Origin of the sequence: Lujinxingia vulgaris, assembly GCF_007997015.1 — a bacterium.
Taxonomy (GTDB): domain Bacteria; phylum Myxococcota_A; class Bradymonadia; order Bradymonadales; family Bradymonadaceae; genus Lujinxingia; species Lujinxingia vulgaris.
Genome location: NZ_VOSM01000004.1, coordinates 199,469 through 223,519, shown reverse-complemented (window position 1 = coordinate 223,519; position 24,051 = coordinate 199,469). Strand labels below are relative to the sequence as shown.

Below are 24,051 nucleotides of genomic sequence, written 5' to 3'. Positions count from 1 at the left end.
CCCACATCTAGTGGGTCGCCCGAGGAGGGTATACAACATCTTGGGGCATTGCGGCGAATAAGTCGTTTGACAGAGGGATCACGGTTGATAGAGTCAGCAGCCGCTTCAGCGTGGTGGGCCGGTTGTAGTTGAGAGGCGTTTAGGGAAGACGCCTCGACAAAAACGATCGGGCCTGCTGGTCATGCTGGGCGCTGTTGTTATGTTCAGATTGTTGGGGAAATAGACCCACCCATTCATGGAGAGGGAAGTAATGACCACGTCGATCGAGCCGAGCCTGAGCGAGACGCCCGCCACCAAGAAGCAGTCCACCAAAAAGGTGCGGGAGTTCAAGCCCACGGGCAAAGGTCTGAAATTTAAGCGATTCTTCACCAGGGACGGTGTCCATCCTTACGATGAGGTCGAGTGGGAGAAACGCACCGCCTCGATCGGCAGTGAGACCGGCAAACTCGTCTTCGAACAACGCGATGTGGAGGTGCCGTCGAATTGGTCGCAGATGGCGACCAATGTGGTCGTCTCCAAGTACTTCCGTGGTCGTCTGGGCACCGATCAGCGCGAGACGAGCATCCGCCAGCTCATTGATCGCGTCGCCAACACCATCACTGACTGGGGCATCAAAGATGGCTACTTCGCCAGCCCGGAAGACGCCGAGATCTTCCGCGCGGAGCTGACCTACCTGGTGCTCCACCAGAAGATGGCGTTCAACAGCCCGGTCTGGTTCAACGTGGGCGTCGAAGAGCGCCCGCAGGCCTCGGCGTGCTTTATCAACTCGGTGAGCGACCGGATGGAGTCGATCCTGGAGTTGGCCAAGACCGAAGGCATGCTCTTCAAATGGGGAAGCGGCACCGGCTCCAACCTCTCTCCGATTCGTTCCAGCCGCGAGCAGCTTCGTGGCGGTGGCACCGCCAGCGGCCCGGTCAGCTTCATGAAGGGCTACGACGCGTTTGCCGGCGTGATCAAGTCCGGCGGCAAGACCCGCCGCGCCGCCAAGATGGTGATGCTCGATGTCGACCACCCCGACATCCAGGAGTTTGTCACCTGCAAGGCCGACGAAGAGAAGAAGGCCTGGGCCCTGATCGAGGCCGGCTACGACGGGGGCTTCAACGTGCCGGGCGGCGCCTACGACTCGATCTTCTTCCAGAACGCCAACCACTCGGTGCGCGTGAGCGACGCCTTTATGAAGGCCGTCGAAGACGACGCGATGTGGCAGACCCACGCGGTGGTCGACGGGCGCGTGGTCGACGAATTCCCCGCCCGCGAGCTGATGAAGAAGATCGCGGATGCGGCCTGGATCTGCGGCGACCCGGGCATGCAGTACGACACCACCATCAACGACTGGCACACCTGCCCGAACACCGACCGCATCTACGGCTCGAACCCCTGCTCGGAGTACATGTTCCTCAATGACTCCGCCTGCAACCTGGCCAGCCTCAACCTGATGACCTACCGCGATGAGGCCGGTGAGTTTGATGTGGAGAGCTTTAAGGCCGCCGTCGACCTGACGATCACCGCTCAGGAGATCCTGGTCGACAACGCCGGCTACCCCACCCCGGCCATCGAGAAGAACAGCCACGCCTACCGCCCGCTGGGCCTGGGCTACGCCAACATCGGCGCGCTGCTGATGGCCCGCGGTCTTCCCTACGACTCGCCAGAGGGCCGTGCCTACGCCGGCGCGATCACCGCGCTGATGTGCGGCCAGGCCTACACCCAGTCGGCCAAAATCGCCCAGACCACCGGGCCTTTTGAGGGCTACCCGATCAACGAAGAGCCGATGCTCGGCGTGATCGGCAAGCACCGCGCCGCCGTCGAAGACATCGCCCACGAGTGGTCGGCGATGAACGACACCGATCTTCTCAAAGCCGCCCGCACCAGCTGGGATGAGGCGCTTGAGGCCGGCAAAGAGTTCGGTTTTCGCAACAGCCAGGTCACCGTGCTCGCACCCACCGGTACCATCGGCTTTATGATGGACTGCGATACCACCGGCATCGAGCCGGACATCGCGCTCATCAAGTACAAAAAGCTCGTCGGCGGCGGTTACTTCAAGATCGTTAACCAGACCGTGCCCGAAGCGCTGGTGCGCCTGGGCTATGAGGCCAAGGAGCGCCAGGCCATCATCGACTACCTCATGGAGAACGACACCATTGAGGGCGCGCCCGGTCTTAAGGACGAGCATCTCCCGGTCTTCGACTGCGCGTTTACGCCGGCCAACGGCACCCGCTCCATTAAGCCGATGGGTCATGTGCGCATGATGGCCGCAGCGCAGCCCTTCCTCTCCGGCGCGATCTCCAAGACGGTGAACCTGCCCCATGAGGCCACCGTCGAAGATATCGCCGACTGCTACATGGAGTCCTGGAAGCTGGGTCTGAAGGCGGTCGCCATCTACCGCGACGGCTGCAAGCGCACCCAGCCTCTCTCCACCAAGCTCGACGATTCGGCGAAGGCGTCCGAGACGAGCTCGCCGGTGGCTCAGCCCGAGCCGATGGCTGCTGCGCAGCCGGTCTGGGGGTCCACGGAGAGCCGCCGCCGTCTTCCCGACGAGCGCCCCTCCATCACCCACAAGTTCTCTATCGCCGGTCACGAAGGCTACATCACCGTCGGCATGTACGAAGACGGTCAGCCCGGTGAGCTCTTCATCGTGATGAGCAAAGAGGGCTCGGTGGTCAGCGGTCTGATGGACAGCTTCGCTACCTCCATCTCCCTGGGTCTGCAGTACGGGGTGCCCTTGCAGGTGATGGTCGACAAGTTCAGCCACACCCGCTTTGAGCCCAGCGGCATCACCGCCAACCCGAAGATCCGCTTCGCGAAGTCGGTTACCGACTACATCTTCCGCTGGCTGGCCGATAAGTTCCTGGGCGACGCCGAGCGCGACCTCTACCTGACCAAGAACGCCACCGAGGCCTGGCGCCCCGGCGAGCCGCAGGTCAGCGAGGAGAGCACGAAGATCGTCTTTAACGGCGGCGAGGATGATGGCGAGGAAGAAAGCGCCAGCGCCGAAGGTGCTGAGAGCGACACGGACGAGAAGGGCGAAGGTTTTGCCTCGGCCCGCGACGGCCAGGTGCTCTTCGACGCGACCACCGGCAAGAAGACCTCCAGCGTGTACACGCTGCAGGCCGACGCGCCGCCTTGCTCCGAATGCGGCAGCATCATGGTCCGCTCCGGCGCCTGCTATAAGTGCCAGAACTGCGGCTCGACCAGCGGCTGCAGCTAAGGTCTGAGGTGTGAGAGGTCGGGGCGTTTTGCCCCGGTCTTTAAGCCGCCCCGCGCATGCGCGGGGCGGCTTTTTTTGTTGGCGCGTCGTTGTTAGGCTGCGCACGATGAGCGCGCGATCGGTTCGAACAAAGGCGGCGGGGTGTGTGGCAGGGCTGGTGGTGCTGACGGCGCTCGGAGCGTGGGGCTGGCATCTGTGGGGCGGTGTGCACGGAGGGCTCCCCGAATCGCTGACCGCGCAGCCGGGGCGCGCCGGAAAGGTCGGCACGCTGCGCGCGCTGGAGGTCGGAGTCGAGGCGCGCCGGGTTGCCCGAGAGCTTGCCGCGCCCCGGCTCGACGCCTGCGATCCGGGCTGGACCCTCGGGGAGCCCGTGACGCTGACCTCCACGCTGACGCTGCGCGCGCGTGAAGGGCGCCTGGAGCGACGTTGGGAGGAGACGCTGAGTTATCGCGAAGACGCCGCCGGCCATGGCGAGCTGACGATCGACGCCACCTCCACCGATGTGCTCGATGTGCCGGTGAACCACACCCGTCGGTGGACCTGGAGCCCCGAGGAGGTCCTGGAGTGGGTAGGCCCCGAGAGCGCGGTGGAGCATCCGCCAGAGAGCCCGGCGCTGGCCCGCGCGCGGCAGGAGGCGCACGGCCAGCTCGAAGCGCTGATGCGCACCCTGGCCGAGGGCTGGGCACCCACCTCCGAGTCGACGCTCACCCCGCAGCAAGGCGCTGCGTATCGGTGCGGGCCAAAGATCGTACTCCCCGAAGAGGACTGGGCCTCGGTGCTTCGGGCCCGCGCCGAGATGCTTTCGGCCTCGGTCACGCTGGAGCCCCGGGGGGAGGCGCGCTGCCAGGTGTTGCACGCGCGCCTGACCCTTGCTCAAGGCGGCGAGCTTGAGGTGGGCCTTGAAACATGCGCCCGATCGGGACCTGAGGAGGTGAGCATTGAGGCTCCCGCGCGGCGAACTTCGCTTGACGTCCTCGACGGTCAGCGCGAGCTTCGCCGCGTGGAAGCGTGGCTAAAGGAGCGCATCGACACTGGCGAGTTGGAAGCTGGCCCCGGGCTGGCGGTTGAGGATGAGGAGTAAGAGGATGTCGAAACGCTCAAGGATCACCGAGGCGCGTCATGTGGTGGTGAAGATCGGCAGCGCGATCTTTATGCGCGAGGGCGGCCGCGTCGATCGCCGCACCTTTGCGGCGCTGGTCGATGATCTCGATCGCCTCATGAGCGCCGGGGTGCGCGTCACGGTGGTGACCTCCGGGGCGGTCGCGCTGGGGCGGCAGGCCCTGGGCGTGAGCCCCGGCCCCTGCGCGGTGGCTGAGCTCCAGGCCTTTGCGGCGCTCGGGCAGTCGCGACTGATGCAGATGTGGGAGGCCGAGTTTGGCCATTACGACCGCCGTGTCGCCCAGGTGCTGCTCGGGCGTCAGGATATGGCCGATCGCGGGCGCTACCTCAACGCGCGCAGCGCGCTGGAGACGCTGCACGCCTTCGGGGCGGTGCCGGTCATCAACGAGAACGACACCGTCGCCACCGAGGAGCTCACCTTCGGCGACAACGATCAGCTCGCTGCGATGTGCGCCGCGCTGCTGGGCGCCGATCTGCTGGTGCTGCTCTCGGATGTGGAGGGGCTTTTGGAGGTCGTGGAGGCCGACGACGGGACGCGCAGCTTTGGAAAACGCGTTGAGGCGATCGCGCTCGATGATCCGCGCGTAGATCAGTGGGCCGGACCGCCGGCCTCGGGGGTGGGGCGTGGGGGGATGGTCTCCAAGATCATGGCCGCGCGCATCGCCGCGCGCGCCGACACCCCCACGGTCATCGCACCGGGCAAGCGCCCCGGCGTACTCGCCGCGCTCTGGGCTGAAGAGCCTGTGGGGACCTTCTTTGATCCGGGGCAGGGCGGGGCGGTGCGCGCTCGCAAACGCTGGATCGACCACGGCGCCCGCGCCGAAGGACGGATCGTCTGCGACGCCGGCGCGATGCGCGCGCTACGCGAACGCGGCGCAAGCCTGCTGCCTATCGGGGTCACCGAGGTGGAGGGAAGTTTTGAGGCGGGGAGTCTGGTGGAGCTTGTCGGACCCGGGAACGAGGTTTTTGCCCGCGGGCTCGTCTCGTACAGCGCGGCGCAGATCCGCGCGATCGCCGGTCTGCGCTCCGAGGCTATCGAAGAGGCCATCGGCTCCACGGTGGTCGACGCGATTGTGCATCGCGACAACCTTGTGCTCACCTGAGCGCCGCGGGGCTTTAGAGCCCCAGCAGCGAGCGGATCATATCCGGGCCGAGGTAGAGCATCACAACCGTGGAGGCCATGATGATCAGCATCAAAAAGGGGTTGATGAAGTTCTCCACCCGCACCTTATCGGCCGCCACGACCTCACTCTCGACCTTGATCTCACAATAAGGCCGAAAGCCGATCACCGAGACCAGCTCGGCCTCAATGTGGTGGAGATCGCCCTCTTCGTCCTCATAGATCGCCTCAAGGAGCGGGCGAAGGCGGGGGCCGCCGCGGCTGTCGAGCTTCTGGTCATCGAGCCAGAGCTCGTACTGCGGCGCCAGGTAGAGCCAGCGCAGAGTCCAGTCGCCGGTAACTTTGAGGGTGTGGTCGCGCCATTGAACTTCCATCGGGGGCTCCATCAGAGGAGGGCAGGCGAAGCGGACATGCAGCGATGCCACTCAGTGTAGCGAGCCGGGCGCGGCGGGAAAAGCGAAGGCGGCCAGTCGAGCACACGCCTCAGAGCGCCGGCGATTCTTGAGCGATCTGCGAGGCGCCAACCAGGATGAACTTTTTGTGGACGCGCAACGCGTAGGCGCAGTTCTCGGCGATGGACTGCTCGGTGTAGGGCTCTTCGCGGCAGTCGAGCACGTCGGTCCAGCCGGCGACGTGGTCGGGGAAGTACACATCCAGGCCGGTGCTCTCCACCGGACCAACCTGGGCGGTGGATTTGGCGTCGTAAAGGTACAGGGGCTGCTTTTCCATCGGTGACATCCAGTGTGGAACAAAACCGGCCTCCGGACCGCAGGTCAGGAGGCCGGTTTTCGAAATCAGGTGGAAGCGATCGCGCACGCCAAAAGCGGCGCGCGAAAGAGAGAGGGGGCGCCTTACTCGGAGTAGAGCTTCTCGCGGCGCTCCTGCTCTTCTTTGCAGGCGATGCACATGGTGGTGACGGGGCGAGCGCGCAGGCGCTGGATGGAGATGTCGTCGCCGCAGACCACGCATTCGCCAAATTCGCCCTGGTTGATGCGCTCAATGGCCAGGTCGATCTTGTCGATGAGGTAGCGCTCGCGACCACGAAGACGCAGGCTCAAGCTCTGATCGGTCAGCGCGCTGGCCAGATCGGCCTCGTCGGCCATGTCGTCTTTGGAGAGCTCGATCTCGTGCTTGATGGTATTGGCGGCTTTATGAAGGAGGCGCTTCTTTTCGTCGTTGAGAAGCTGCCGGAATTCCTCGATATGTTCAGGACTCATGGCATAACCCACACGCTGTCTCGGCCCGAAGACCGAAGGATTAGAGATGGTTGCGGCGGCATAAGCCTCTGGAATAGCGCCAAACGTAAGCACCGTAAAGCGACCTTCCCAGCGACCCTCGAGCGTGGTGCCGGCTCTCATCGGGCTGGCGCACCAAATTCGACGCCGCCCAAAATGGCCTGCGAAGTGTATTCAAAACCCCGCAGAGTTCAAGGGGGCTATCGCCCGCGCCGGGTCCCCCCAACAACTCGGGGGTAAAGAGGTCATCCCAAACGAGAAAAAAACTTTCGCCTCTCTGCAGCCGGGGTACAATCGCCACAGCAAGGACGCCCTCAGGCTCAGAACATCACTCCGCTCAGCGCAACGTCACCGTTGAATCGCGACGCGGGATCGCTGATGCGAAAGTAGGGGGCGTGACGTTGACACTGTTTTTGCGAGCGTGGCACGATGCGAGCGAATTTCTTCGAGTACAGCTTTAAGTAAGGAGCAGTCACATGGCGATGGCCAATGGACGGAACTGCATCGGTCTCGACATCGGTTCGAGCTCGGTCAAGCTGTGCGTCCTTAAAAGCACAAAACGCGGTCTGAGCTTGCAGGCTTTTGATTACGCGCAGCTCCCGCCGGAGACGATTGTCGACGGCGCGCTGATGAACTCGACGGTCGTCGCCGACGCCATCGTGGAGCTTCTGGGACGCAATAAGATTCGGCATAAAGAGTGCGCGCTGAGCGTCTCGGGCAACACGGTCATCGTCAAAAAGATCCGTCTGCCGCTGATGACCCAGGAAGAGCTCGAGGAGTCCATCCAGTGGGAGGCTGAGCAGCATATCGCCTTCAACATCCAGGATGTCTTCATCGGCTTTGAGGTCGTCGCGCCCAAGACCGATCAGGGCCAGATGGATGTGGTGCTGGTCGCGGCCAAGAAAGACATGATCAACGACTACGTGGCCGTCTGCCACGACGGGGGCCTTGAGCCGCTGGTCGTCGATGTCGACGCGTTCGCGCTGCAGAACATGTACGAGGTCAACTACGGCTTCCACCGCGGTGAGACGGTGGTGCTGCTCGATATCGGAAACTCGGTGGTGACCATGAACGTGGTCACCGACGGGATCACGATGTTCACCCGCGATCTTTCGATCGGCGGGAGCGACATCACCGAAGAGATCCAGCGCCAGCTCAACATCACCTACCAGGAGGCCGAGCTCTACAAGATGGGCGGCAGCCCCGGGATGAGCTCCGATGAGGTTCTGCCTCAGGAGGTCGAGAGCATCATCCAGGATAAGGCCGAAGATATGGCCCACGAGATTCAGCGCTCGCTGGACTTCTACGCGGCCACCGCTGCCGACTCCAAGATCGATAAGATCGTGGTCAGCGGCGGCACCGCCGCGATCCCCTCGCTGGTGCGAACCATCGGGCGGATCAGCGGGGTGCCCACCGAGCTGGCCAACCCCTTTAGAAACGTCTCCTACGACGAGCGGCAGTTTACCCCGGACCAGATCCAGCGTTGGGCGCCGATTGCGGCGGTCAGCGTGGGCCTGGCACTGCGGAGGATTAACGAGAGATGATTCGCGTAAACCTCTTACCGATAAAGCAAGCTCGCCGCCGTTCTGCCGGTCGCACCCAGCTCTTGCTCTTCGCCGGGCTGCTGATCGCCGAGCTGGCCATTCTCTTCGTCTTCTACCTGGTGGAGTCCGAGAAGTTGAGCACCCGCGAGAGCGAGGTCACCGGACTGCAGCGCGAGGTTAGCGCGCTGGAGAGCGAGGTCGCCGACGCCCGCACCCTGGAGCAGGAGGCCGAGGCGCTCAACGCCCAGCTCGCCGTGCTCAACAACCTGGAGGCTCAGCGCATCGGCCCGGTGCGTATGCTCGATGAGATCCAGGCGATGCTCAGCCCGCCGCGCGATGAAGAAGAGCGCGTCGCCCAGCTGCGCAAAGACTGGAACGTGGAGTGGGACACCCGCCGTCTGTGGGTTGAGAGCTTCTCGGAGGGCGAGGGCGCCTTTGAACTCGAAGGCATGGCCGGCTCGGCCGATGACGTCGCGGAGTTTCTGCAGCGCATGACCACCGCGCGCCACTTCGCCAACGTGCAGCTTGAGTACGTGGAGACGGCCGGCGGAGGTCGAAGCAGCAGCGCCGGACAGGTCCGCCTGGTCAACTTCCGCATCTTCGGCGAGCTGAGCTACCTCGGTTACGCCCCCGCCCCGGAAGCCGACGCCGAGCAGGGTAGCTAAACGCCCTACCCGTTGAACTCGCCATTGGAGGGCGATGACGATGAATGACTTGATCGACAGATTTAACGCCTACCCGCTGGGCCAGAAGGTGCTGGCGGTCTTTATCCTGATGATCGGGATCTTTGTGGGCTTCCTCACGCTGATCTACCGGCCGATGCAGGACGAGATCGCCGCGGCCGAGACCCAGCGCAGTGAGCTTCAGCGTGAGCTGGGCCGTCTTAAAGAGATCAGCGAGAGCCGCGCCGAGGTGGTCGCCCGCCTCAACGATCTGGAGCGTCAGCTTCATATCGCCCGCGAGAAGTTGCCGGTCTCCGCCGAGATCCCCAGCCTGCTGCAACGCATCCACAACCAGGCCAAGACCGCCGGCCTGGAGATCAACCGCTTCCGGCGCAACGAAGACGTCGCCAGCGAAGACTTCATCGAGATTCCGGTGGAGATGGAGCTGGTCGGGTCCTTCGATGAGGTCGCCAACTTCTTTTATTTCGTGGGTCGCATGACGCGTATCGTCAACGTCAAGGACATCAACGTCAGCCGGCAGGCAAGCGGGCTGGTCGCTGATGGTCAGCTTGAGGTGAGCGCCAAAGCCACGACCTACCGCTGGAAAGCCAACTAAGCGCCGAGCGTCCGAGACGAGCCCACCCCGATGGGAGTGGGACGCTGAGATAAGGTGAGCAGGATGATTGAGCTTTTGAACAGATCGCGCCGCACGGCAGCCAGGCCCACCGGCCGGCGCCTGTGGATCATCGCGGCGCTGATAGCGATCAGCGCCCCCTCGATGGTCGCCTGCGGCGGGGACGATACCGCAAGTGGGGTACCGCCGGAGCTTCTGGAGCGGCGCAAAAAGCGCGCCGAACGCCAGAAGCAGGCCGAAGAGGGCCCCGCGGCCGAGGCTGAGCTTCAGGTCGCCGCCTTCGATCCGGCCGAGGAGTATCAGCGACCCGACTACCCGGTGCGCCGCAACCCCTTCCAGCCCGATCTGGATGTGTTGCAGCCGGAGCCGGCCTCGGTCGATGAGTCGGTGCGCCCGCTGGAGCCGCTGGAAGAGTTCCCGCTGAGCTCGCTCAACCTGGTCGCGGTCATCAGTGAGACGGCCGTGCCGCGGGCGATGTTCGTCGACCCCAACGGGCTCGGTCACTTTGTCAAAGAAGGCGATCGCATCGGCCGCAACAGCGGGGTGGTGCGCGTGATTCGAGATAATGAGGTGGAGATCCGCGAGGGCGGCGCCGACGAGAGCGGCGCTGTGGTCACGGTGCGACTGCGCGATCAGCAGCTGCGCGTGGCCGAGAGCGGACTGACACCGGAGGAGCGCGAGGCGCTGCAGCGTCTGCTTGAGTCTGAAGAGGGTCGTGAAGCGATTGAGCGCTCCTATCGCGACATGGCCCCGGGTGCCTCGGCCACTGAATCGGCCAACGAGAGCGCATCTGACACGCGATTTCCGGGGCTCGCCCCGCCCTCACGGCGGCAACAATGAAGAGAAAAAACGTCGATGAAAGACGGGGTGTGTTCGGTTGGAGCGCCCGCGCTTTTTGCCAGGAAGGCATCACCCACGCTGCAAGACGCAGGAGTCATGCTATGAGATGGAAGATACCGGTAGTGATGCTGTGCGCGACCCTGGGAATGGGTGCGCCGGCAATGGCGCAAACCCCCGCGGCCACCGAGCAGGCCAGCGCGCTCAATCAGGTCCGCGCGTTCAGCGTGGAAGAGGGCGCCGATGGCACCTACATCCGGATTGAAGGCACCGAGGTGGCGACCTTCTCGGTCTTCAAGCTCGATGATCCGCCCCGCCTCTTTGTCGATCTCTCCAACAGCCGCCTCGCCGGTGAAGCATCGAGCGAGCGCGTCGATAACGGGGTGATCTCGCGAGTGGGGCTGATCGAGTTTGAGGACAGCTTCCAGACGGTGGCGCGCCTTGTGATCGGCTTTGAAGAGAGCGCGCATTACGATGTGCGCACCGAGGGCAGCGACGTACTGGTCTTTGTCGACGGCGCCGGTCGCCGCGGGCAGAGCGGGGCGGCAGTCGCCGCCAACACCTCTCAGGAGGAGCTGGAGCGCAGCCGTCAGGCCTATGAGCGCGCCAACGCCGAGCTCAGCCGCACTCAGGCGCAGCTCAGCCGCGCGCAGCAGGAGCTGGCCCAGGCCCGCGCTCAGCGTGAGCAGGCCCGCGGAGATGATCGTGAGCGTCTGGAGCGTGAAGTCGCCAGCCGCACCCAGGCCCTGCAGCGCGCCCAGCAAGAGGCCAATGCCCAGCAGGCCGAAGCCCAGGCGCTGCGCGAGCAGCTCGCCACCCTGGAAGCCGAGCGCGACCAGAGCCGCGCCCGCCTCGCCGACGCTCAGCGTCGCGCCGAGCAGGCCGAGCAGGAGCGTCAGCAGGCGCTGAGCCTGGCCCGCGCCAAAGAAGAAGAGGGCGAGCGTGCCCGTCAGCGGGCGCGCGAGCTTGAGTCGCGACTGAGTCAGGCCGAGCAGACCCTGGCCAGCATCAATCAGCAGCGCGAAGGCGCCCAGGGCCAGGTCAGCACGCTGAGCGAGCGCGTGGAAGAGGCCGAGCGTCGCCTGGCTGCCGAGCGTCGTCAGCTCGAAGATGCGCGTCGCCGCGAGGCGCAGCTGCAGGCGCAGCTTGAGCAACTCGGCAAGTCGAGCTCGCAGGCCGACCGCGACGCCATGGCGCAGGTTGAAGCCGAGCGCGAGCGTCAGCGTGAGCTGCAGGCCCGCGCCCAGGCCGAGGTCGAGCGCGTGCAGCGTGAGGCGGCCGCCGCCGAGCGTGAACTTCGTGAACTCAACACGGCCCTGACCCAGCGCGACGCCGAGATCGAGCGTCTGCGCCGTGAAGTCGAGCAGGCCCAGCAGGCGCAGGCCCGCGAAGTTGCCAGCGCTCATGAAGCCGAGCGCGCCCGACTGCGTGCGCTCAACGAGGCGATTGCCCGCGAAGAGCAGCGCGTTGAAGCCCTGGAGCAGGCCCGCCGCGCCGAAGAAGGCCGTCTGGAGAGCCTGCAGGCCCGCCGCACGCAGGAAGAAGACGGTGTCGAGGCGATGCGTCAGGAGCGCGAGCGCATGGAGGCCGAGCTGGCCCAGGCTCGCCAGGCCCTGGAGAGCACCCGCGATGAGCTCGCGCGTGCTGAGCAAGCCCGTCAGGCGTCTGAGCAAGAGCTTGAGCAGGTCGCCCGCGCCATTCCGGTTGACCCGAAGAACTCCAACGCGGTGCGCTCGGTGCGCCTCGAGACCGGCGACGACGGCCGCTCGCGCATCGTCGTGCAGCTCGACCGCCCCGGCCAGGTGGAGACCACCCGCAGCCGCGACGGCCGCGCGGTCATGATCCTCAACGATGTGGCGCTCCCCGAGCATCTGGAGCGCACGCTTGCAGCCGACTCCCAGGGTGGCGCGGTGCGTTTCGTCTCCAGCTTTGTCGACGCCCGCACCAACACCGTGCGTATGGAGGCCGAGCTCAACTCGGAGGCCAGCGCCCGTCTGAGCCAGAGCGGCAATGAACTCGTCTGGGAGTTTGCTCCCGAGCAGGCTCAGCCCACCCAACAGCTCGCCGCCGACACCGCCCCGCGCCGTGTTCAGGACGGCCAGAGCGTGACCTCGGCGCCCCCGAGTTACCCGCGCGTGGTCACCGACCCCTCGCAGGTCAGCTCGGTGCCCGGCATGAGCCGCAAGCGCATCACCATCGATCTTCGGAACGCCGATGTGCAGAACGTGCTTCGTCTGGTGGCCACCGAAGGCGGCGTCAACATCATCGCCGGCGACGGGGTGGAGGGCGTGGTTACGATGCGTCTTCGCAACGTGCCGCTCGACCAGGTCTTCTTGAACATCCTGCAGGCCCTGCAGCTTGGCTTTGAGGTGCGCGGCAACGTCATCCGCGTGGCCCCGGCCTCGGTGCTCTCCGAAGAAGAGGCCGCTCGTGCCGAAGCCCGCACCCGCGCCCAGCGCGTGCAGCCCCTGGAAGTCTTCCTGCTGCCGGTCAACTACGCCACGGCCGACGAGCTCGTCAGCCAGGTGCAGGGGCTCTTGAGCCCGCGCGGCAGCGTCTCGGTCGACGCCCGCACCAACACGCTGATCATCAAAGACTTGCGTGAGAACCTCACCTCGATCCGCATGCTGGTCGAGACGCTCGACTCCCAGGTGCCGCAGGTCCTCATTGAGGCCCGCATCGTGGAGACCAGCGACACCTTCAGCCGCCAGATCGGTGTGCAGTGGGGTGGTGATATCGGCTTCTCCCAGGGCACCGGTAACCCCACCGGGCTTATCTTCCCCAACGTCCTGGGCCTGGCCGGTGGCGCGACCGACGGTCAGACGCCGGTGGCCGGCACCTCGTCCAACCCCAACTTCGCGGTGAACCTGCCCGCGCCGGTCGGTACCGGTGCCGGTGGTGCCATCGGCCTGACGATGGGCAGCGTGGGCGGCGCGGTGAACTTGAACCTGCGTCTCTCCGCGCTCGAAGAAGCCGGTCACGCCAAGATCGTCAGCGCCCCGCGCATCCTGACGATGGACAATAAGGAAGCGTCCATCTCCCAGGGTACCAGCATCCCGATCAGCGTGGTCGGTGCGGCCGGTGTGCAGACGGTGTTTGTCGACGCGACGCTTGAGCTGACCGTCACCCCGCATGTGACCCCCGACGGCAATATTCGCCTGTCGATCGACGCGACCAAGAACGAGCCTGATTTCCAGAACACCGGCGCTCGTGGCGACCCCACGATCATTCAGCGCCAGGCCACCACCGAGCTCTTGATCCCCGACGGCGACACCACCGTCATCGGCGGCATCTACACCCGCAACGCCGGTCACAGCGTCTCGGCGGTGCCCTTCCTGCATCGCATCCCGATTCTGGGCTTCTTCTTCAAGACCCAGTCCGAGAGCGAGCGCCGCTCGGAGCTCTTGATCTTCATCACCCCGCGCATCGTTAACCGCGCCGAGTCGCTCGGCGGCATGTCCGCCGGCAGCGTCTCCGGTGATGGGTGGGAGGAGTGATGATGGAAGATTGGTCGAATGCGACGGATTCTGCGACAATGGGGCAAGACCCCACTCAAGACACGCCACAGGCTGAGCGCGCGAAAAGCGCGTCGCCGATGAGGAGATGGATGATGAAAACTCCGATCAAGGTACTGAGCGCGAGCGCCCTGCTGGCGATGACCCTGAGCGGGTGCGTGGAACAAGACGCCTCGCTGCAACTCAAAGGGGGCGTGCTGGCGACCACCGCCGAGGGCGAACTCTCGTGCACTCTTCCTTCGGATTATGACTCGGTGGTGGTCTTCTCCTCCAGCGGGTTCATCGCCGGCCAGGAGCTCGCGGAGTTCGGTCAGCCCCTGATCGGCAGCGAGTACGTGCCCGGCACCCGCAACTCGTTTAGCCTGGGTGTGGCGTTCCAGAACCGCCTCCCCGATTCGCGCAACGTCGGCGCCACCGGTGGCGGCGGCTCCGGTGGGTTTGAGGGGCTCTACCTCGATCAGAACGCCATCACCGTGACCGGCGCTCGGGTCAATGTTCCCTCCGACCTCAACAGCTTCGCCGGCGCAGGAAGCATCGATTTTCCGGAAGCGCGTCGTGACTTCAGCGCGTTGGTGGAGAGTGGCGGGGGCTCGGTGGTCATGAGCGTCCCGCTGATCTCGGGAAGCTCGGAGTATGACGTGCTCGAAGAGTTCGTGAGCTCCTCCGGTGCAAGCCAGATCACCTTTGTGTTTACGGTGCAGCTGGTTGGCGAGACGCTCTCGGGCAACGAGGTAACTTCCAATGTTTACCAGTACCCGATTACGGTTTGCCCGAGCTGCGATGAAGGGACCACCGGAGTGTGTGTGGTCGCCGAATAAGACGCGGGCATCGGCGCTGCGTGCTGAGCACAGCGCGCACATCGAGATGTTCAGCTGAGGCGCTTTCACGAGCGTTTCGGTCAAAGAGAACCCCCGGGCGCGCAGCGCCCGGGGGTTCTTTTTTGGCGCATCGCCAGCCTGCGACGCCCGGCCGGTGTGAGCTCAACGCCGCAGCGTTACGCCTGTTGCTGAGTGTGTTTCACCGGCCATCGATCGCGGCGAGCGGCTGAGCACAGTGTCGTCCTTCGCGTTCGCGCCGGGTGTTTGTGGTGTGGTGGGAGGCAACGCGCGGGAGGAGCAGGGACGTCCTCGCCTGGTGAGTAGGGCGTGAGGCCACAAAAAAGCCCTCGCCGACCTGAGGTCGGCGAGGGCTTGAAGTCTAAAGGCGTCAACCCGGCAGCGAGCCGCCGGATCAACGTCGATGCGTCAGGCAGCGGCGGTCTTATCGTCGCTGTAGAGGTTGTTGATCATGTCGCCGTAGCGCGCCATGACCACCCGGCGCTTCACGCTGAGCTTGGGCGTGAGCATGTCGTTATCCGCGCTGAACTCTTCTTCGATGAGCGCAAAGCGCTTGGGACGCTCATAACCCTTGAGCGAGGCGCTCACCCGGTCGATCTCTTTCTGGTAGAGCTCCTTGACCTTCGGATGGGTCAGAAGTTCCTCGCGGGGCACGCCGTTCTTGTCGGCCCAGTTGCTCAGGTTGTCGAGATCGACCACGATCAGAGCCACGTTGTAGGCCTTGTTGGTGCCTTCGACCATGACCTGATTGACGTAGGGCGAGAGCTTGAGCTGCTCCTCGATGGGGCCGGGCACCACGTACTTGCCGTTCTCGAGCTTGTACTGCTCTTTGACGCGACCGAGGATCCAGACGTAGCCATCTTCATCGACGCGGCCCAGGTCGCCGGTGTGGAAGGTGCCGTCGGCGTCGAGCACCTTGGCAGTCTGCTCGGGAAGGTTGTGGTAGCCCTGCATCACGTTGGGCCCCTTCACGCAGATCTCACCGGTGCCCGAGGGGTAACCCTCCACATCGGCGATGGTCACGGTGACCCCGGGGATGGGCTTGCCGACGCTGCCGATCTTGCGGTTGTTCGGGTAGTTACAGGTGGCGATTGGCGAGGTCTCGGTCAGGCCGTAACCCTCGTAGACGGTGATGTTGAGGTTGTCGATGAAGCGGGCCACCTCGGGGCTGAGCGCCGCACCGCCGCTGAAGGCGTATTTGAGCCGGCCGCCGAAGCGCGCGCGCACCTTCGAGAAGACCAGCTTGTCGTAAAACTTGTTCATCACGCCGGTCAGACCACCCGACTCACCCCGGTCGCGCGCGGCGCGCAGGGCCTCGGAGTTGGCCATGCCCTGGGTGAAGAGCATCTGCTTGATGCCGCCTTCGGCCTCCATCTTCTGCTGCACACCGTTGTAGATGCGGTTGAAGATGCGCGGCACCGCAAAGAGCAGGGTGGGGCGAACTTCTGAGAGGTTCTCGATGATCGTGTTGACGTTCTCGGCGATGCCCAGCGCAGCGCCCATCGAGAGCAGGCAGTGCAGCTCCACGACCTGGCCGAAGCTGTGCGCCCAGGGAAGGAAGGAGAGGCTCACATCGTCGGGGCCGATCTCCAGCAGTTTATGCACGCCGTTGACGTTGCTCATGATGTTCTTGTGGCTGAGCAGCACGCCTTTGGGGTCGCCGGTGGTCCCGGAGGTGTAGATAAAGCCGCAGACGTCGTCTTCTTCGGGCTGCACGATCGCCGCCGGGGTCTTGGCCCCGTGGTCGAGAAGCGTCTGGTAGCTGTCTTCGGAGTCACGCGGGCCGTCGAAGTAGATCACGCGCTCCAGCGAGTCGAGCTCGTCGATCAGCGGCTTGACCTGGTCGTAGATCACCTGGTTGGCCACCAGCGCGACCTTCGCGCCGCTATCGCGCAGGATGTAGGTCCAATCCTTGACCAGCTGGGCCTCGTACATCGGGCAGTAGCGCCCGCCCAGGCTGTAGGTGGCATAGGCGCCGACGGCCCACTCCACGCGGTTGTTCGCGATGACCGCGACGGTGTCACCCTTCTGAACGCCCATATCCGCCAGCGCGCCGCGGAACTGCTCCACCTGCACGCCGAACTCGCCGTAGGTCGTCCACTTGTAGCTTCCGCCGGTCTTGGTGCCGAAGAGCGGAGACGACTTATACGTCGCGACACTATGCTCCAAAATCTCGACGAGGTTCTTAAACTCTTTGGCCATCGATCACTCCAATTTCGCAATACGCGTTAGCACTCGACGCTCATCGTGCCGTAGACATCTGAGCGTGCGTGGCCAATCAGGACCACGGCTTCCTCGGTCATCACCATTCGACAAACTGCTCTTGGCCCGCCAATCTAGCCGCCAACGCAGAGGTGCGCAAGGTGCCCTGAGCACTCTTCGCACAGGCGATCGTTTCATCTTCACCCGCAGCAGAGCGCCCGACTTATGACCGACTCCCAACGACTCGACCGCCTCCCCAATCGCGCCAGCGTTCGAACGCGAGGAAGGCTCGTGCAAGCTGAGCACGGCTGGCAGATTCGCAACCTTCATACCACGCTTGAACTGGCGTTTTCTGGCGGAACGCCGCCGGATGCCGTCGACCACCAGGCCCTGGTCGAGGTCTGTGGTGAGCGTGAAAACGAGCTCTTAAGCGTGACATCCTGGCGCCTCGTCGCCCGTGCCCCGGCCGAGCCCACACGCCTTACTCACCATCGCGCTATCCCGCTGGGCCGGGCCATCGAGGCCCGCGCGGACTTTAATCGCCGGGCCCGCACCTTCTTTGAATCCCGCGACTTTCTCGAAGTTGAGACCCCCGCCTGGGTGCGCGCCCCGGGCACCGACGTGCATCTTTCGCCGGTCGCCGCCACCGTGCACCTCGACGGTCCTCACCACCCGCGCCCGGGCTATCTGCACACCTCGCCAGAGTTCAGCATGAAGCGCCTCTTATGCGAGGGCGCCGAGCGCATCTACCAGCTGGCCCGCGTCTGGCGCGACGGGGAGGTTACCCCGCGCCATAACCCCGAGTTCAGCCTGCTCGAGTGGTACCGCGCCTGGGAGCCTCTCGACGCCATCATCGACGACGTCGAACAGCTCGTCTGCCAGACCCTCCACGCCGGGAGCGCGCGCCCGGTGACCTCACCCATCCCCCGCGTCACCATGCAAGAGGTGGTGCGTGAGGCCTGCGGCTTCGACATCCTGGAGAACCTCAACGCCGACGCGTTAAGCGAGACGGTGCGTCGCCTCGATCTTCTTCCGCCGCATCTTTCTGAGACATCGCATTGGGACGATCTTTTTTTCGCGCTGGTTGTCGAGCATATCGATCCCTTCATCGCGACCCTGGGAGCCGTCTTCATCACCGACTGGCCCGCCCCGCTGGCGGTGCTCGCCAGGCGCACCCCCGACGATCCCCGCACCGCCGAGCGCTTTGAGCTCTACGTCGACGGCGTGGAGCTGGCCAATGGCTTCGGCGAACTGACCGACGCCGAGGAGCAACGCGAGCGTTTTGAGGACGATCAGAAGGCGCGTGAGGCCCGCGGGCTGCCCGCACTCCCATTGCCCGAGGCCTTTCTCGAAGCGCTGCGCTTCGGCATGCCCCCCTCCTCGGGCGTGGCGCTCGGGGTGGACCGCCTCCTGATGGTGCAGCTGGGCACCGAGGCCATCCGCGATGTGGCGCCTTTTTCGCTCTGGCGCAACGAGGCCGGCGAGCTGGTCGACTGGCCCTGAGCGTGCGCCGATGCGCTGGAGCGTTGGCGCGTGCGGGAATGTTGCGGGTGCGCGGGCTGATCCCCGAGGGTGCCGCCCCGCTGACGGCGGGGCGCGCGCATCGAAGCGCGCAAAACGCGACGCTCCAAAAGGCGTGTCGCTTAGCCTCGCAGCCCCGGTTGCATTGTCGAAATTGCCCCACTACAGTGCCGCCGCCGACGCCCCGGCGCGCGGCTTTTCTACCCTTTTCCCCAGTACATTCTGGCTAACCCGTACCACCGAGAGCGCACCATGAGTGAGTTGCCCGAACACCTCAAAGCCTGGCCCTACCGCGAAGCCCACAAGATTGTGGAGCGCTCCGAGAAGACCAAATCCGGCGACGAGAAGGGCGATAAACCCACGCTCTTTGAGACGGGCTTCGGTCCCAGCGGCCTGCCGCATATCGGCACCTTTGCCGAGGTCGCTCGCACCACCTGGGTGCGCAAGGCCTATGAGCATCTCACCGGCCGCCCCACGCGTCTGGTCGCCTTCAGCGACGACCTCGACGGACTTCGTAAAGTGCCGCAGAACATGCCCAACCAGGAGCTCATCGCCGAGCATCTGGGCAAGCCGCTTTGCGACATCCCCGACCCCTTTGGTGAGGAAGAGAGCTTCTCGGGTTACATGAACGCCCAGCTGCGCCGTTTTCTCGACTCTTTCGGCTTCGAGTACGACTTCGTCTCGTCCAACGAGCAGTACCGCAGCGGTGCGTTTAACCCCGGGCTGACCCGCATCCTGGAAAAGTACGAAGAGGTGCGCGGCGTCATCACGCCCACGCTCAGCCAGGAGAAGCGCGCCGACTGGAGCCCCTTCTTCCCCATCTGCCGCAAGTGCGGCAAGGTCTACACGACCCGCATCACCGGGGTAAATCCCGACGCCGGAACCGTCTCGTACGCCTGCGATAAGTCCTTCCGCGGCATCGAGTCCTGCGGCAATCAGGACACCGTCCCGGTCACCGACGGCAACGTCAAAGTCGGCTGGAAGGTCGACTGGGCGATGCGCTGGTACGTGCTCGGCGTCGACTACGAGATGTACGGCAAAGATCTCATCGAGTCGGCCGAACTCTCCGCCAAGATCGTGCGCGTGCTCGGCGGCGAGCCCCCGGCGGGCATGTTTTATGAGCTCTTTTTGGATGAGAACGGGGCGAAGATCTCCAAGAGCGTCGGCAGCGGCCTGACCATCGACGAGTGGCTGCAGTACGGCACACTCGAGAGCCTGAGCTGGTTTATTTTCCAGAACCCGGTCAAGGCCAAGAAGCTGCACTTCGACGTGATCCCGCGCTCCACCGACGACCACCTGCAGGCCCGCGCCGAGTTCGGCCGCGCCGACGAAGACGAGCGTCTCAACAACCCGATCACCTTTATCGAGTACGATAAGATCGATGCTGGCGAGGAGCTCGGCTTTGAGAGCGACCTGACCTACTCGATGATCCTCAACCTGGTGAGCGTGCTCAACACCGGCGACAAGGAGATCATCCGCGAGTACCTCCAGCGCTACGATGCGCACTCGGAGGCCGACGATGCGGTGATCGACGACATGATCGATCGCGCCGCGCGCTACTACCAGGACTTCATCGTCCCGACCAAAGAGTACGAACTTCCGTCGGACGAGATGATGCCGAGTGTGCGTCAGCTACGCGACTTCCTGGCCGGCTACGAGGGCAGCGACGCCGAGGAGTTGCAGTCGGCCACTTACTCCGCCGGCAAAGACCACGGCGTGGCGCTCGGCAAGTGGTTTAAGACGATGTACCGCATGCTGCTCGGCCAGGATCGCGGCCCGCGCCTGGGCACCTTCATCCACCTCTACGGGGTTAAAGAGACCCTGGCGTTGATCGATGAGCGCATCGCTCAGAAAGAGGCCGAAGGGTCAGACGCTGAGAGCGGCGACGACGCCTGATCTTTCTTCCCGCACCCTGAAGGGCGAACCATGAGCAATGATAAGATCGTCGAGTTGAACCCCCAACGCTCAGCCCCGGGCATCGCCCGGGCGCTGATCGCCGGCCAGGACTCCTCGCTGGGGCCGGGCAACCCCGTCGAACAGATCCAGGCCATCCTCGATCGCCCCGACGCCGAAGGCTTCATCCCCAGCATCAACCCCCACAGCCTTTTTCGGCTGATCAAAGAGGCGGGCTTTGATCAGGGCGTCGATCTTGTGCCCTACGCCAGCCCCGAGCAGATTCAGGTCATCATCGACCTGGACTGCTGGGAGGGCGATCACTTAAGCGGCCGCCGCATGGCCACCTGGATGGCGGTGCTGGTCGCCGAGGCCGACGATGTGCGCTTTAAGCAGGTCATCCGCGATCTCGATCCGGAGGTCATCGCGCTCTACTTCAAGGCGCACGTGGAGGCCGTGGAGGTGCTCGACCCGGAGGAGGGCATCCCCGATCATCTTCCGGATCGCGTGGAGCTGAGCCCGGACAACGCCTACGCGCTCGTCTACACCGACGATGAAGATATCGCCGCCCTGATGCGCGCGATGGTCAAACGTCTTTATGAAGTGGACCCGGCCATGGCCTGGACGCTTTTTGAGGCGGTGCGCTGGGAGCTGACCTCGCAGATGGAGGAGATGGCCCTGCAGTGGCGCACAAGCCGCCTGGAGGAGTTCGGTTATGTGGCGCGCACCGAGGCGCTGGCCGTCTACGCCTACCTCAACCCGGTGCGCTTTCGGGAGCGCTGGGAGAAGGGCGACCTGGAGGCCAAAGTCCAACTCGCCACGCCCGAGACCTTCGATGTGCCGCGGGTGCTCGTTGAAAACCTGGATGAGCGCCTCTTCTTCTTCAAGGTCGTCGACGCCCTCGACGATGAGGCGCTGATCGAGCGCATCGCCGCCGAGCTCACCGCGCTCAACAACCGCACGATGATCGCCGACGGCATTGAGCCTGGCGAGATCGAGACGGGCAGGGAGGTGGTGCGCCGCACCGGCGGGTACTTAAGCCTGGGCCTGGAGTTTGTCTCCCGCACCGAGCTTGCGCGCGCCGAGCGGGTGATCCGCACGGTGCCGCTGCGACAGCTCTTTCAGGTGGGGTATTCGCTGGCGCATAACCTCAAGCTCAAAGCTGCGCAGCTTGAGCAGCGCCCCACGCTCACCCTCGTCGAAGATCTGCCCTATTCGCTGCTCAACCCCGATGAGGCGGCGCTCTTTGAGGGCCTGAGCGCGGTGCGACCGACCTTTGCCGCCGATCGCGCCACCTTCGACATTTTTCATACGCAGTCGCAGGTCGATCAGGCCGCGTTGCGCATCGGGATGCTGGCGTTTAAGCAGCTCTGGCTCTTCGGGGTGACGCGCCACCGGGTCGAAGACCTGGCCGCGCTCCTCTACAACGACAAGCTGGTCAACGAGGCCGATCAGGCCAGCTTCGACGTCTTCTTTGCGAGCTCGCTGGCCACCCACCTGATCGCCGGCAAGCCCTGGGTGCGAGGCCTGACCGAAGCGGAGCTTCGCGAACTTCCCCAGAAACTCCGTCAGGCGCCCTGGGGCGACGATCCGATCGGTTATTTTGAGCCGGTCATCGGTCCGATTCTTGTGGAGCTTCCACCGGCCACCAGCGGTCTGGCCACGCGCTGGCTGCGTGAGACGCTGGCGCAGCTGGTCGATGAGTTCGGGCAGGTCGGCGACTTTATCGGCGCCGAGCCTTATACCGAACACCTGCTCGTCGCGGCCGAATAAGCGGTCGACAGGGGGGGCGACGCGATGCCATCGTGCCAGAGTGGCGTCTGTTGCGGCGGGTGTGGTATGATGTAGGTGCAACAGCGACGTACAGCCGGTCCACCCCGATCTTCGACCCCGCTCCAGGGAGAGGTTCATGCGCCAGATCTTCGTCGCCCTCATCGCCCTTGTCGTAATGCTACTCGCCAGCCCGGCCTTTGCCGGTGAGCTGAGCGGCCGCCTGGCCGACGGCTGGACCGATACGCCCATCGAAGGCGCCACGGTCGAAGTGCTCGGCCTTGAGCTCACGACCACCACCGACGCCGAAGGGCGCTGGGAATTTGATCTTCCCGAGGGTGAGTACGAGCTGGCGATTGAGGCGCCGGTCTTCGACGACGTTCATCAAAGTCGCCTGGTCAACCAGCGCGTGCCGCAGCTGCGCCCGGCGCGGGCCTATGTCTACACCTCAGACTTTTTCGACCGCGGCGTGCCCGCGGCGCCTTACCCGGTGGGGCTTCCCTCAACCTCAGGCCGCATCGACGATCCGGCCGGTCCGCTGGAGTTGTGGCGCCTCTACGGAAGCGACCCGGAGTTGGCCAGCGCCCTCTATGAGATCCCGGCCTCACAGCCGCCGATCATTCGCGTGGGCCGCCGCGCCGACCACACCGGCTCGCAGGGCTGCACCGACAGCTCAAACCCCATCGTGGCCATCGATGAGATGACCCTTGATGAGTACGTCAAAGGCGTGCTCCCCCCGGAGATTGGCGTCTTCCGCAACCTCGCGGGCGCCAGCGAGGTCTACAAAGCCTTCGCCATCGCCGCGCGCAGCTACGGGCTCTACTTTGTGCTGCGCTACGGCCCGGGCAACCGCCGCAACCTTGGGCGCTCGGTGCCGCCGCATAACTACTCCTGGTTTCATATTGACGACACGGCCTGCAACCAGCGCTACGACGATCAGCGCCTCACGATCACCACGAATGCCGCCGAGGCCGTCTCCGAGCTGATCATGGTCAAGCGCGGCTCACCCTCGACCATCGACAAATACGAATACGCGGCGAGCTGCGGAAAGCACGGCTCTCGCCCGGCCTACCAGACGGCGATTGTGCCTGATAATGCTCCGACGAGCGCGTGCGCGGGCAGCTGGTGCGGCCATAACAGCTGCGCGGCGCACGAAGATCATCCCAACGTCGCTGGCAGCGACCGTTGCCTTGTGCGGGGCATCTGCCAGTGGGGCTCGATCTCGTGGGCGGCCAGCGGCAAGTCCTACACCTGGATGCTCGATCATTATCAGCCCAACACCGAGCTCCGAACGCTCGCTTCCGCCGGCAGTGAGGCTGCCGTGCGACTGACCGGTTACGTGTATGAAGATCCCGAAGATAAAATCAACAGTGCCATCCCCGGCGCCACGGTACGGCTGAGTGACGGTCAGCAGGCCACCTCCGGGGCAAACGGCGCGTATAACTTCGATCGCGTGCTCCTCTCAGAGAGCGAGGTCACCATTGAGGCCAGCGCGCCCGGCTATCACACCGCCACCCTGGACAAGACCCTGGAGGCCGGCGTGACCAACTGGGGCAGCATCCACCTGGAGCTCGACCCGAACTGGGAGCCCGAGCCCGAAGACCCGGAAGATCCCGAGCAACCTGGCGATCCGGCCGATGCCGGCGGTGATGCTCCGGACGTCGGCGTGGCCGATGTGGGCGTCGACGATGCCGGGCTCGACGACGGCGGCACCGCCCGCCCCGAGAACCCCCGGGCGGGCGGGGAGTCGCAGATGAGCGTGTTGAGCGCCTCGCCAGGCGTAAGCGGGGGCTGCCAGGCGGCGCCCGGTCTTCCGGCGCCTCTCTTACTCACCCTTGTGCTCTTTCTGCTGGGCGTGCCGGGAGGTCGCCGGCGTTAACGTGAAGGGCGAAATCCCCTGAGAAGACAGGCATTTAGCCTGCAAAAAAGCCCCGATCCGCCGGATCGGGGCTTTTTTC

Annotated in this window: 17 protein-coding genes; 13 read left to right on the top strand and 4 right to left on the bottom strand. The window is 64.7% G+C overall.

The annotated features are described in order from the left end of the window. Positions 1-250 precede the first annotated feature (250 nt). The 3 genes from FRC98_RS10205 (at position 251) to proB (ending at position 5,427) form a co-directional block, all read left to right on the top strand. Positions 251-3,205 carry a vitamin B12-dependent ribonucleotide reductase gene (locus FRC98_RS10205; RefSeq protein WP_230467486.1) on the top strand — a complete coding sequence of 985 codons (2,955 nt, stop codon included), beginning with the start codon at positions 251-253 and terminating at the stop codon, positions 3,203-3,205. A gap of 145 nt (positions 3,206-3,350) precedes the next feature. Beyond that, the gene (locus FRC98_RS10200; protein ID WP_146981310.1) at positions 3,351-4,286 is read left to right on the top strand and encodes a hypothetical protein; all 936 of its coding nucleotides are present in this window, start codon (positions 3,351-3,353) and stop codon (positions 4,284-4,286) included. A gap of 4 nt (positions 4,287-4,290) precedes the next feature. Further along, positions 4,291-5,427, top strand: coding sequence for a glutamate 5-kinase (proB, locus tag FRC98_RS10195; protein ID WP_230467485.1), 1,137 nt, complete (start codon positions 4,291-4,293; stop codon positions 5,425-5,427). Positions 5,428-5,440: 13 nt separating this feature from the next. On the opposite strand, the gene FRC98_RS10190 is transcribed toward proB, so the two are convergent. From FRC98_RS10190 to FRC98_RS10180, 3 genes are all read right to left on the bottom strand, one after another. Next, positions 5,441-5,818: a hypothetical protein gene (locus FRC98_RS10190; protein WP_146981308.1), complete on the bottom strand. Its 378-nt coding sequence runs from the start codon at positions 5,816-5,818 to the stop codon at positions 5,441-5,443. A gap of 109 nt (positions 5,819-5,927) precedes the next feature. Continuing rightward, positions 5,928-6,173 (bottom strand): hypothetical protein, encoded by a 246-nt coding sequence (locus tag FRC98_RS10185; protein ID WP_146981307.1) that lies wholly within the window; start codon positions 6,171-6,173, stop codon positions 5,928-5,930. Between the two features lie 122 nt (positions 6,174-6,295). Next, the gene (locus tag FRC98_RS10180; protein WP_115607201.1) at positions 6,296-6,661 is read right to left on the bottom strand and encodes a TraR/DksA family transcriptional regulator; all 366 of its coding nucleotides are present in this window, start codon (positions 6,659-6,661) and stop codon (positions 6,296-6,298) included. Positions 6,662-7,155: 494 nt separating this feature from the next. Here FRC98_RS10180 and pilM point away from each other — a divergent pair, with 494 nt between their 5' ends. The 6 genes from pilM (at position 7,156) to FRC98_RS10150 (ending at position 14,689) form a co-directional block, all read left to right on the top strand. Beyond that, positions 7,156-8,223: a type IV pilus assembly protein PilM gene (pilM, locus tag FRC98_RS10175; protein ID WP_230467484.1), complete on the top strand. Its 1,068-nt coding sequence runs from the start codon at positions 7,156-7,158 to the stop codon at positions 8,221-8,223. Next, positions 8,220-8,888 (top strand): PilN domain-containing protein, encoded by a 669-nt coding sequence (locus FRC98_RS10170; protein WP_146981306.1) that lies wholly within the window; start codon positions 8,220-8,222, stop codon positions 8,886-8,888. Before pilM ends, FRC98_RS10170 begins: the two co-directional genes overlap by 4 nt. A 40-nt stretch (positions 8,889-8,928) precedes the next feature. Next, positions 8,929-9,501 (top strand): type IV pilus inner membrane component PilO, encoded by a 573-nt coding sequence (locus FRC98_RS10165; protein WP_230467483.1) that lies wholly within the window; start codon positions 8,929-8,931, stop codon positions 9,499-9,501. A 63-nt stretch (positions 9,502-9,564) separates the two neighbouring features. Next, positions 9,565-10,359: a pilus assembly protein PilP gene (locus FRC98_RS10160; protein WP_230467516.1), complete on the top strand. Its 795-nt coding sequence runs from the start codon at positions 9,565-9,567 to the stop codon at positions 10,357-10,359. Between the two features lie 101 nt (positions 10,360-10,460). Continuing rightward, on the top strand, positions 10,461-13,853 hold the full coding sequence (pilQ, locus tag FRC98_RS10155; protein ID WP_230467482.1) for a type IV pilus secretin family protein: 3,393 nt from the start codon (positions 10,461-10,463) through the stop codon (positions 13,851-13,853). Positions 13,854-13,966: 113 nt separating this feature from the next. After that, positions 13,967-14,689: a hypothetical protein gene (locus tag FRC98_RS10150; protein WP_146981302.1), complete on the top strand. Its 723-nt coding sequence runs from the start codon at positions 13,967-13,969 to the stop codon at positions 14,687-14,689. A 426-nt stretch (positions 14,690-15,115) separates the two neighbouring features. Here FRC98_RS10150 and FRC98_RS10145 read toward each other — a convergent pair whose 3' ends face one another. After that, positions 15,116-16,909, bottom strand: a complete 1,794-nt coding sequence (locus tag FRC98_RS10145; RefSeq protein WP_146981300.1) for an AMP-dependent synthetase/ligase — start codon at positions 16,907-16,909, stop codon at positions 15,116-15,118. 291 nt (positions 16,910-17,200) lie between these two features. On the opposite strand from FRC98_RS10145, the gene epmA reads away from it, so the two are divergent. From epmA to FRC98_RS10125, 4 genes are all read left to right on the top strand, one after another. Further along, on the top strand, positions 17,201-18,412 hold the full coding sequence (gene epmA, locus FRC98_RS10140) for an EF-P lysine aminoacylase EpmA (RefSeq protein ID WP_230467481.1): 1,212 nt from the start codon (positions 17,201-17,203) through the stop codon (positions 18,410-18,412). A 270-nt stretch (positions 18,413-18,682) separates the two neighbouring features. After that, positions 18,683-20,326, top strand: coding sequence for a lysine--tRNA ligase (locus FRC98_RS10135; RefSeq protein WP_146981296.1), 1,644 nt, complete (start codon positions 18,683-18,685; stop codon positions 20,324-20,326). A 30-nt stretch (positions 20,327-20,356) separates the two neighbouring features. After that, positions 20,357-22,096: a DUF6178 family protein gene (locus FRC98_RS10130; RefSeq protein WP_146981294.1), complete on the top strand. Its 1,740-nt coding sequence runs from the start codon at positions 20,357-20,359 to the stop codon at positions 22,094-22,096. Positions 22,097-22,232: 136 nt separating this feature from the next. Continuing rightward, positions 22,233-23,972, top strand: a complete 1,740-nt coding sequence (locus FRC98_RS10125; protein ID WP_146981292.1) for a carboxypeptidase regulatory-like domain-containing protein — start codon at positions 22,233-22,235, stop codon at positions 23,970-23,972. Positions 23,973-24,051 lie beyond the last annotated feature (79 nt).

Excerpts from the sequence above, each read along its gene's own strand:
- FRC98_RS10205 (WP_230467486.1), top strand. The coding sequence starts at position 251 with ATGACCACGTCGATCGAGCCGAGCCTGAGCGAGACGCCCGCCACCAAG.
- proB (WP_230467485.1), top strand. The coding sequence starts at position 4,291 with ATGTCGAAACGCTCAAGGATCACCGAGGCGCGTCATGTGGTGGTGAAG.
- FRC98_RS10190 (WP_146981308.1), bottom strand. The coding sequence starts at position 5,818 with ATGGAAGTTCAATGGCGCGACCACACCCTCAAAGTTACCGGCGACTGG.
- FRC98_RS10185 (WP_146981307.1), bottom strand. The coding sequence starts at position 6,173 with ATGGAAAAGCAGCCCCTGTACCTTTACGACGCCAAATCCACCGCCCAG.
- FRC98_RS10180 (WP_115607201.1), bottom strand. The coding sequence starts at position 6,661 with ATGAGTCCTGAACATATCGAGGAATTCCGGCAGCTTCTCAACGACGAA.
- pilM (WP_230467484.1), top strand. The coding sequence starts at position 7,156 with ATGGCGATGGCCAATGGACGGAACTGCATCGGTCTCGACATCGGTTCG.
- FRC98_RS10170 (WP_146981306.1), top strand. The coding sequence starts at position 8,220 with ATGATTCGCGTAAACCTCTTACCGATAAAGCAAGCTCGCCGCCGTTCT.
- FRC98_RS10165 (WP_230467483.1), top strand. The coding sequence starts at position 8,929 with ATGAATGACTTGATCGACAGATTTAACGCCTACCCGCTGGGCCAGAAG.
- FRC98_RS10160 (WP_230467516.1), top strand. The coding sequence starts at position 9,565 with ATGATTGAGCTTTTGAACAGATCGCGCCGCACGGCAGCCAGGCCCACC.
- pilQ (WP_230467482.1), top strand. The coding sequence starts at position 10,461 with ATGAGATGGAAGATACCGGTAGTGATGCTGTGCGCGACCCTGGGAATG.
- FRC98_RS10150 (WP_146981302.1), top strand. The coding sequence starts at position 13,967 with ATGAAAACTCCGATCAAGGTACTGAGCGCGAGCGCCCTGCTGGCGATG.
- FRC98_RS10145 (WP_146981300.1), bottom strand. The coding sequence starts at position 16,909 with ATGGCCAAAGAGTTTAAGAACCTCGTCGAGATTTTGGAGCATAGTGTC.
- FRC98_RS10135 (WP_146981296.1), top strand. The coding sequence starts at position 18,683 with ATGAGTGAGTTGCCCGAACACCTCAAAGCCTGGCCCTACCGCGAAGCC.
- FRC98_RS10130 (WP_146981294.1), top strand. The coding sequence starts at position 20,357 with ATGAGCAATGATAAGATCGTCGAGTTGAACCCCCAACGCTCAGCCCCG.
- FRC98_RS10125 (WP_146981292.1), top strand. The coding sequence starts at position 22,233 with ATGCGCCAGATCTTCGTCGCCCTCATCGCCCTTGTCGTAATGCTACTC.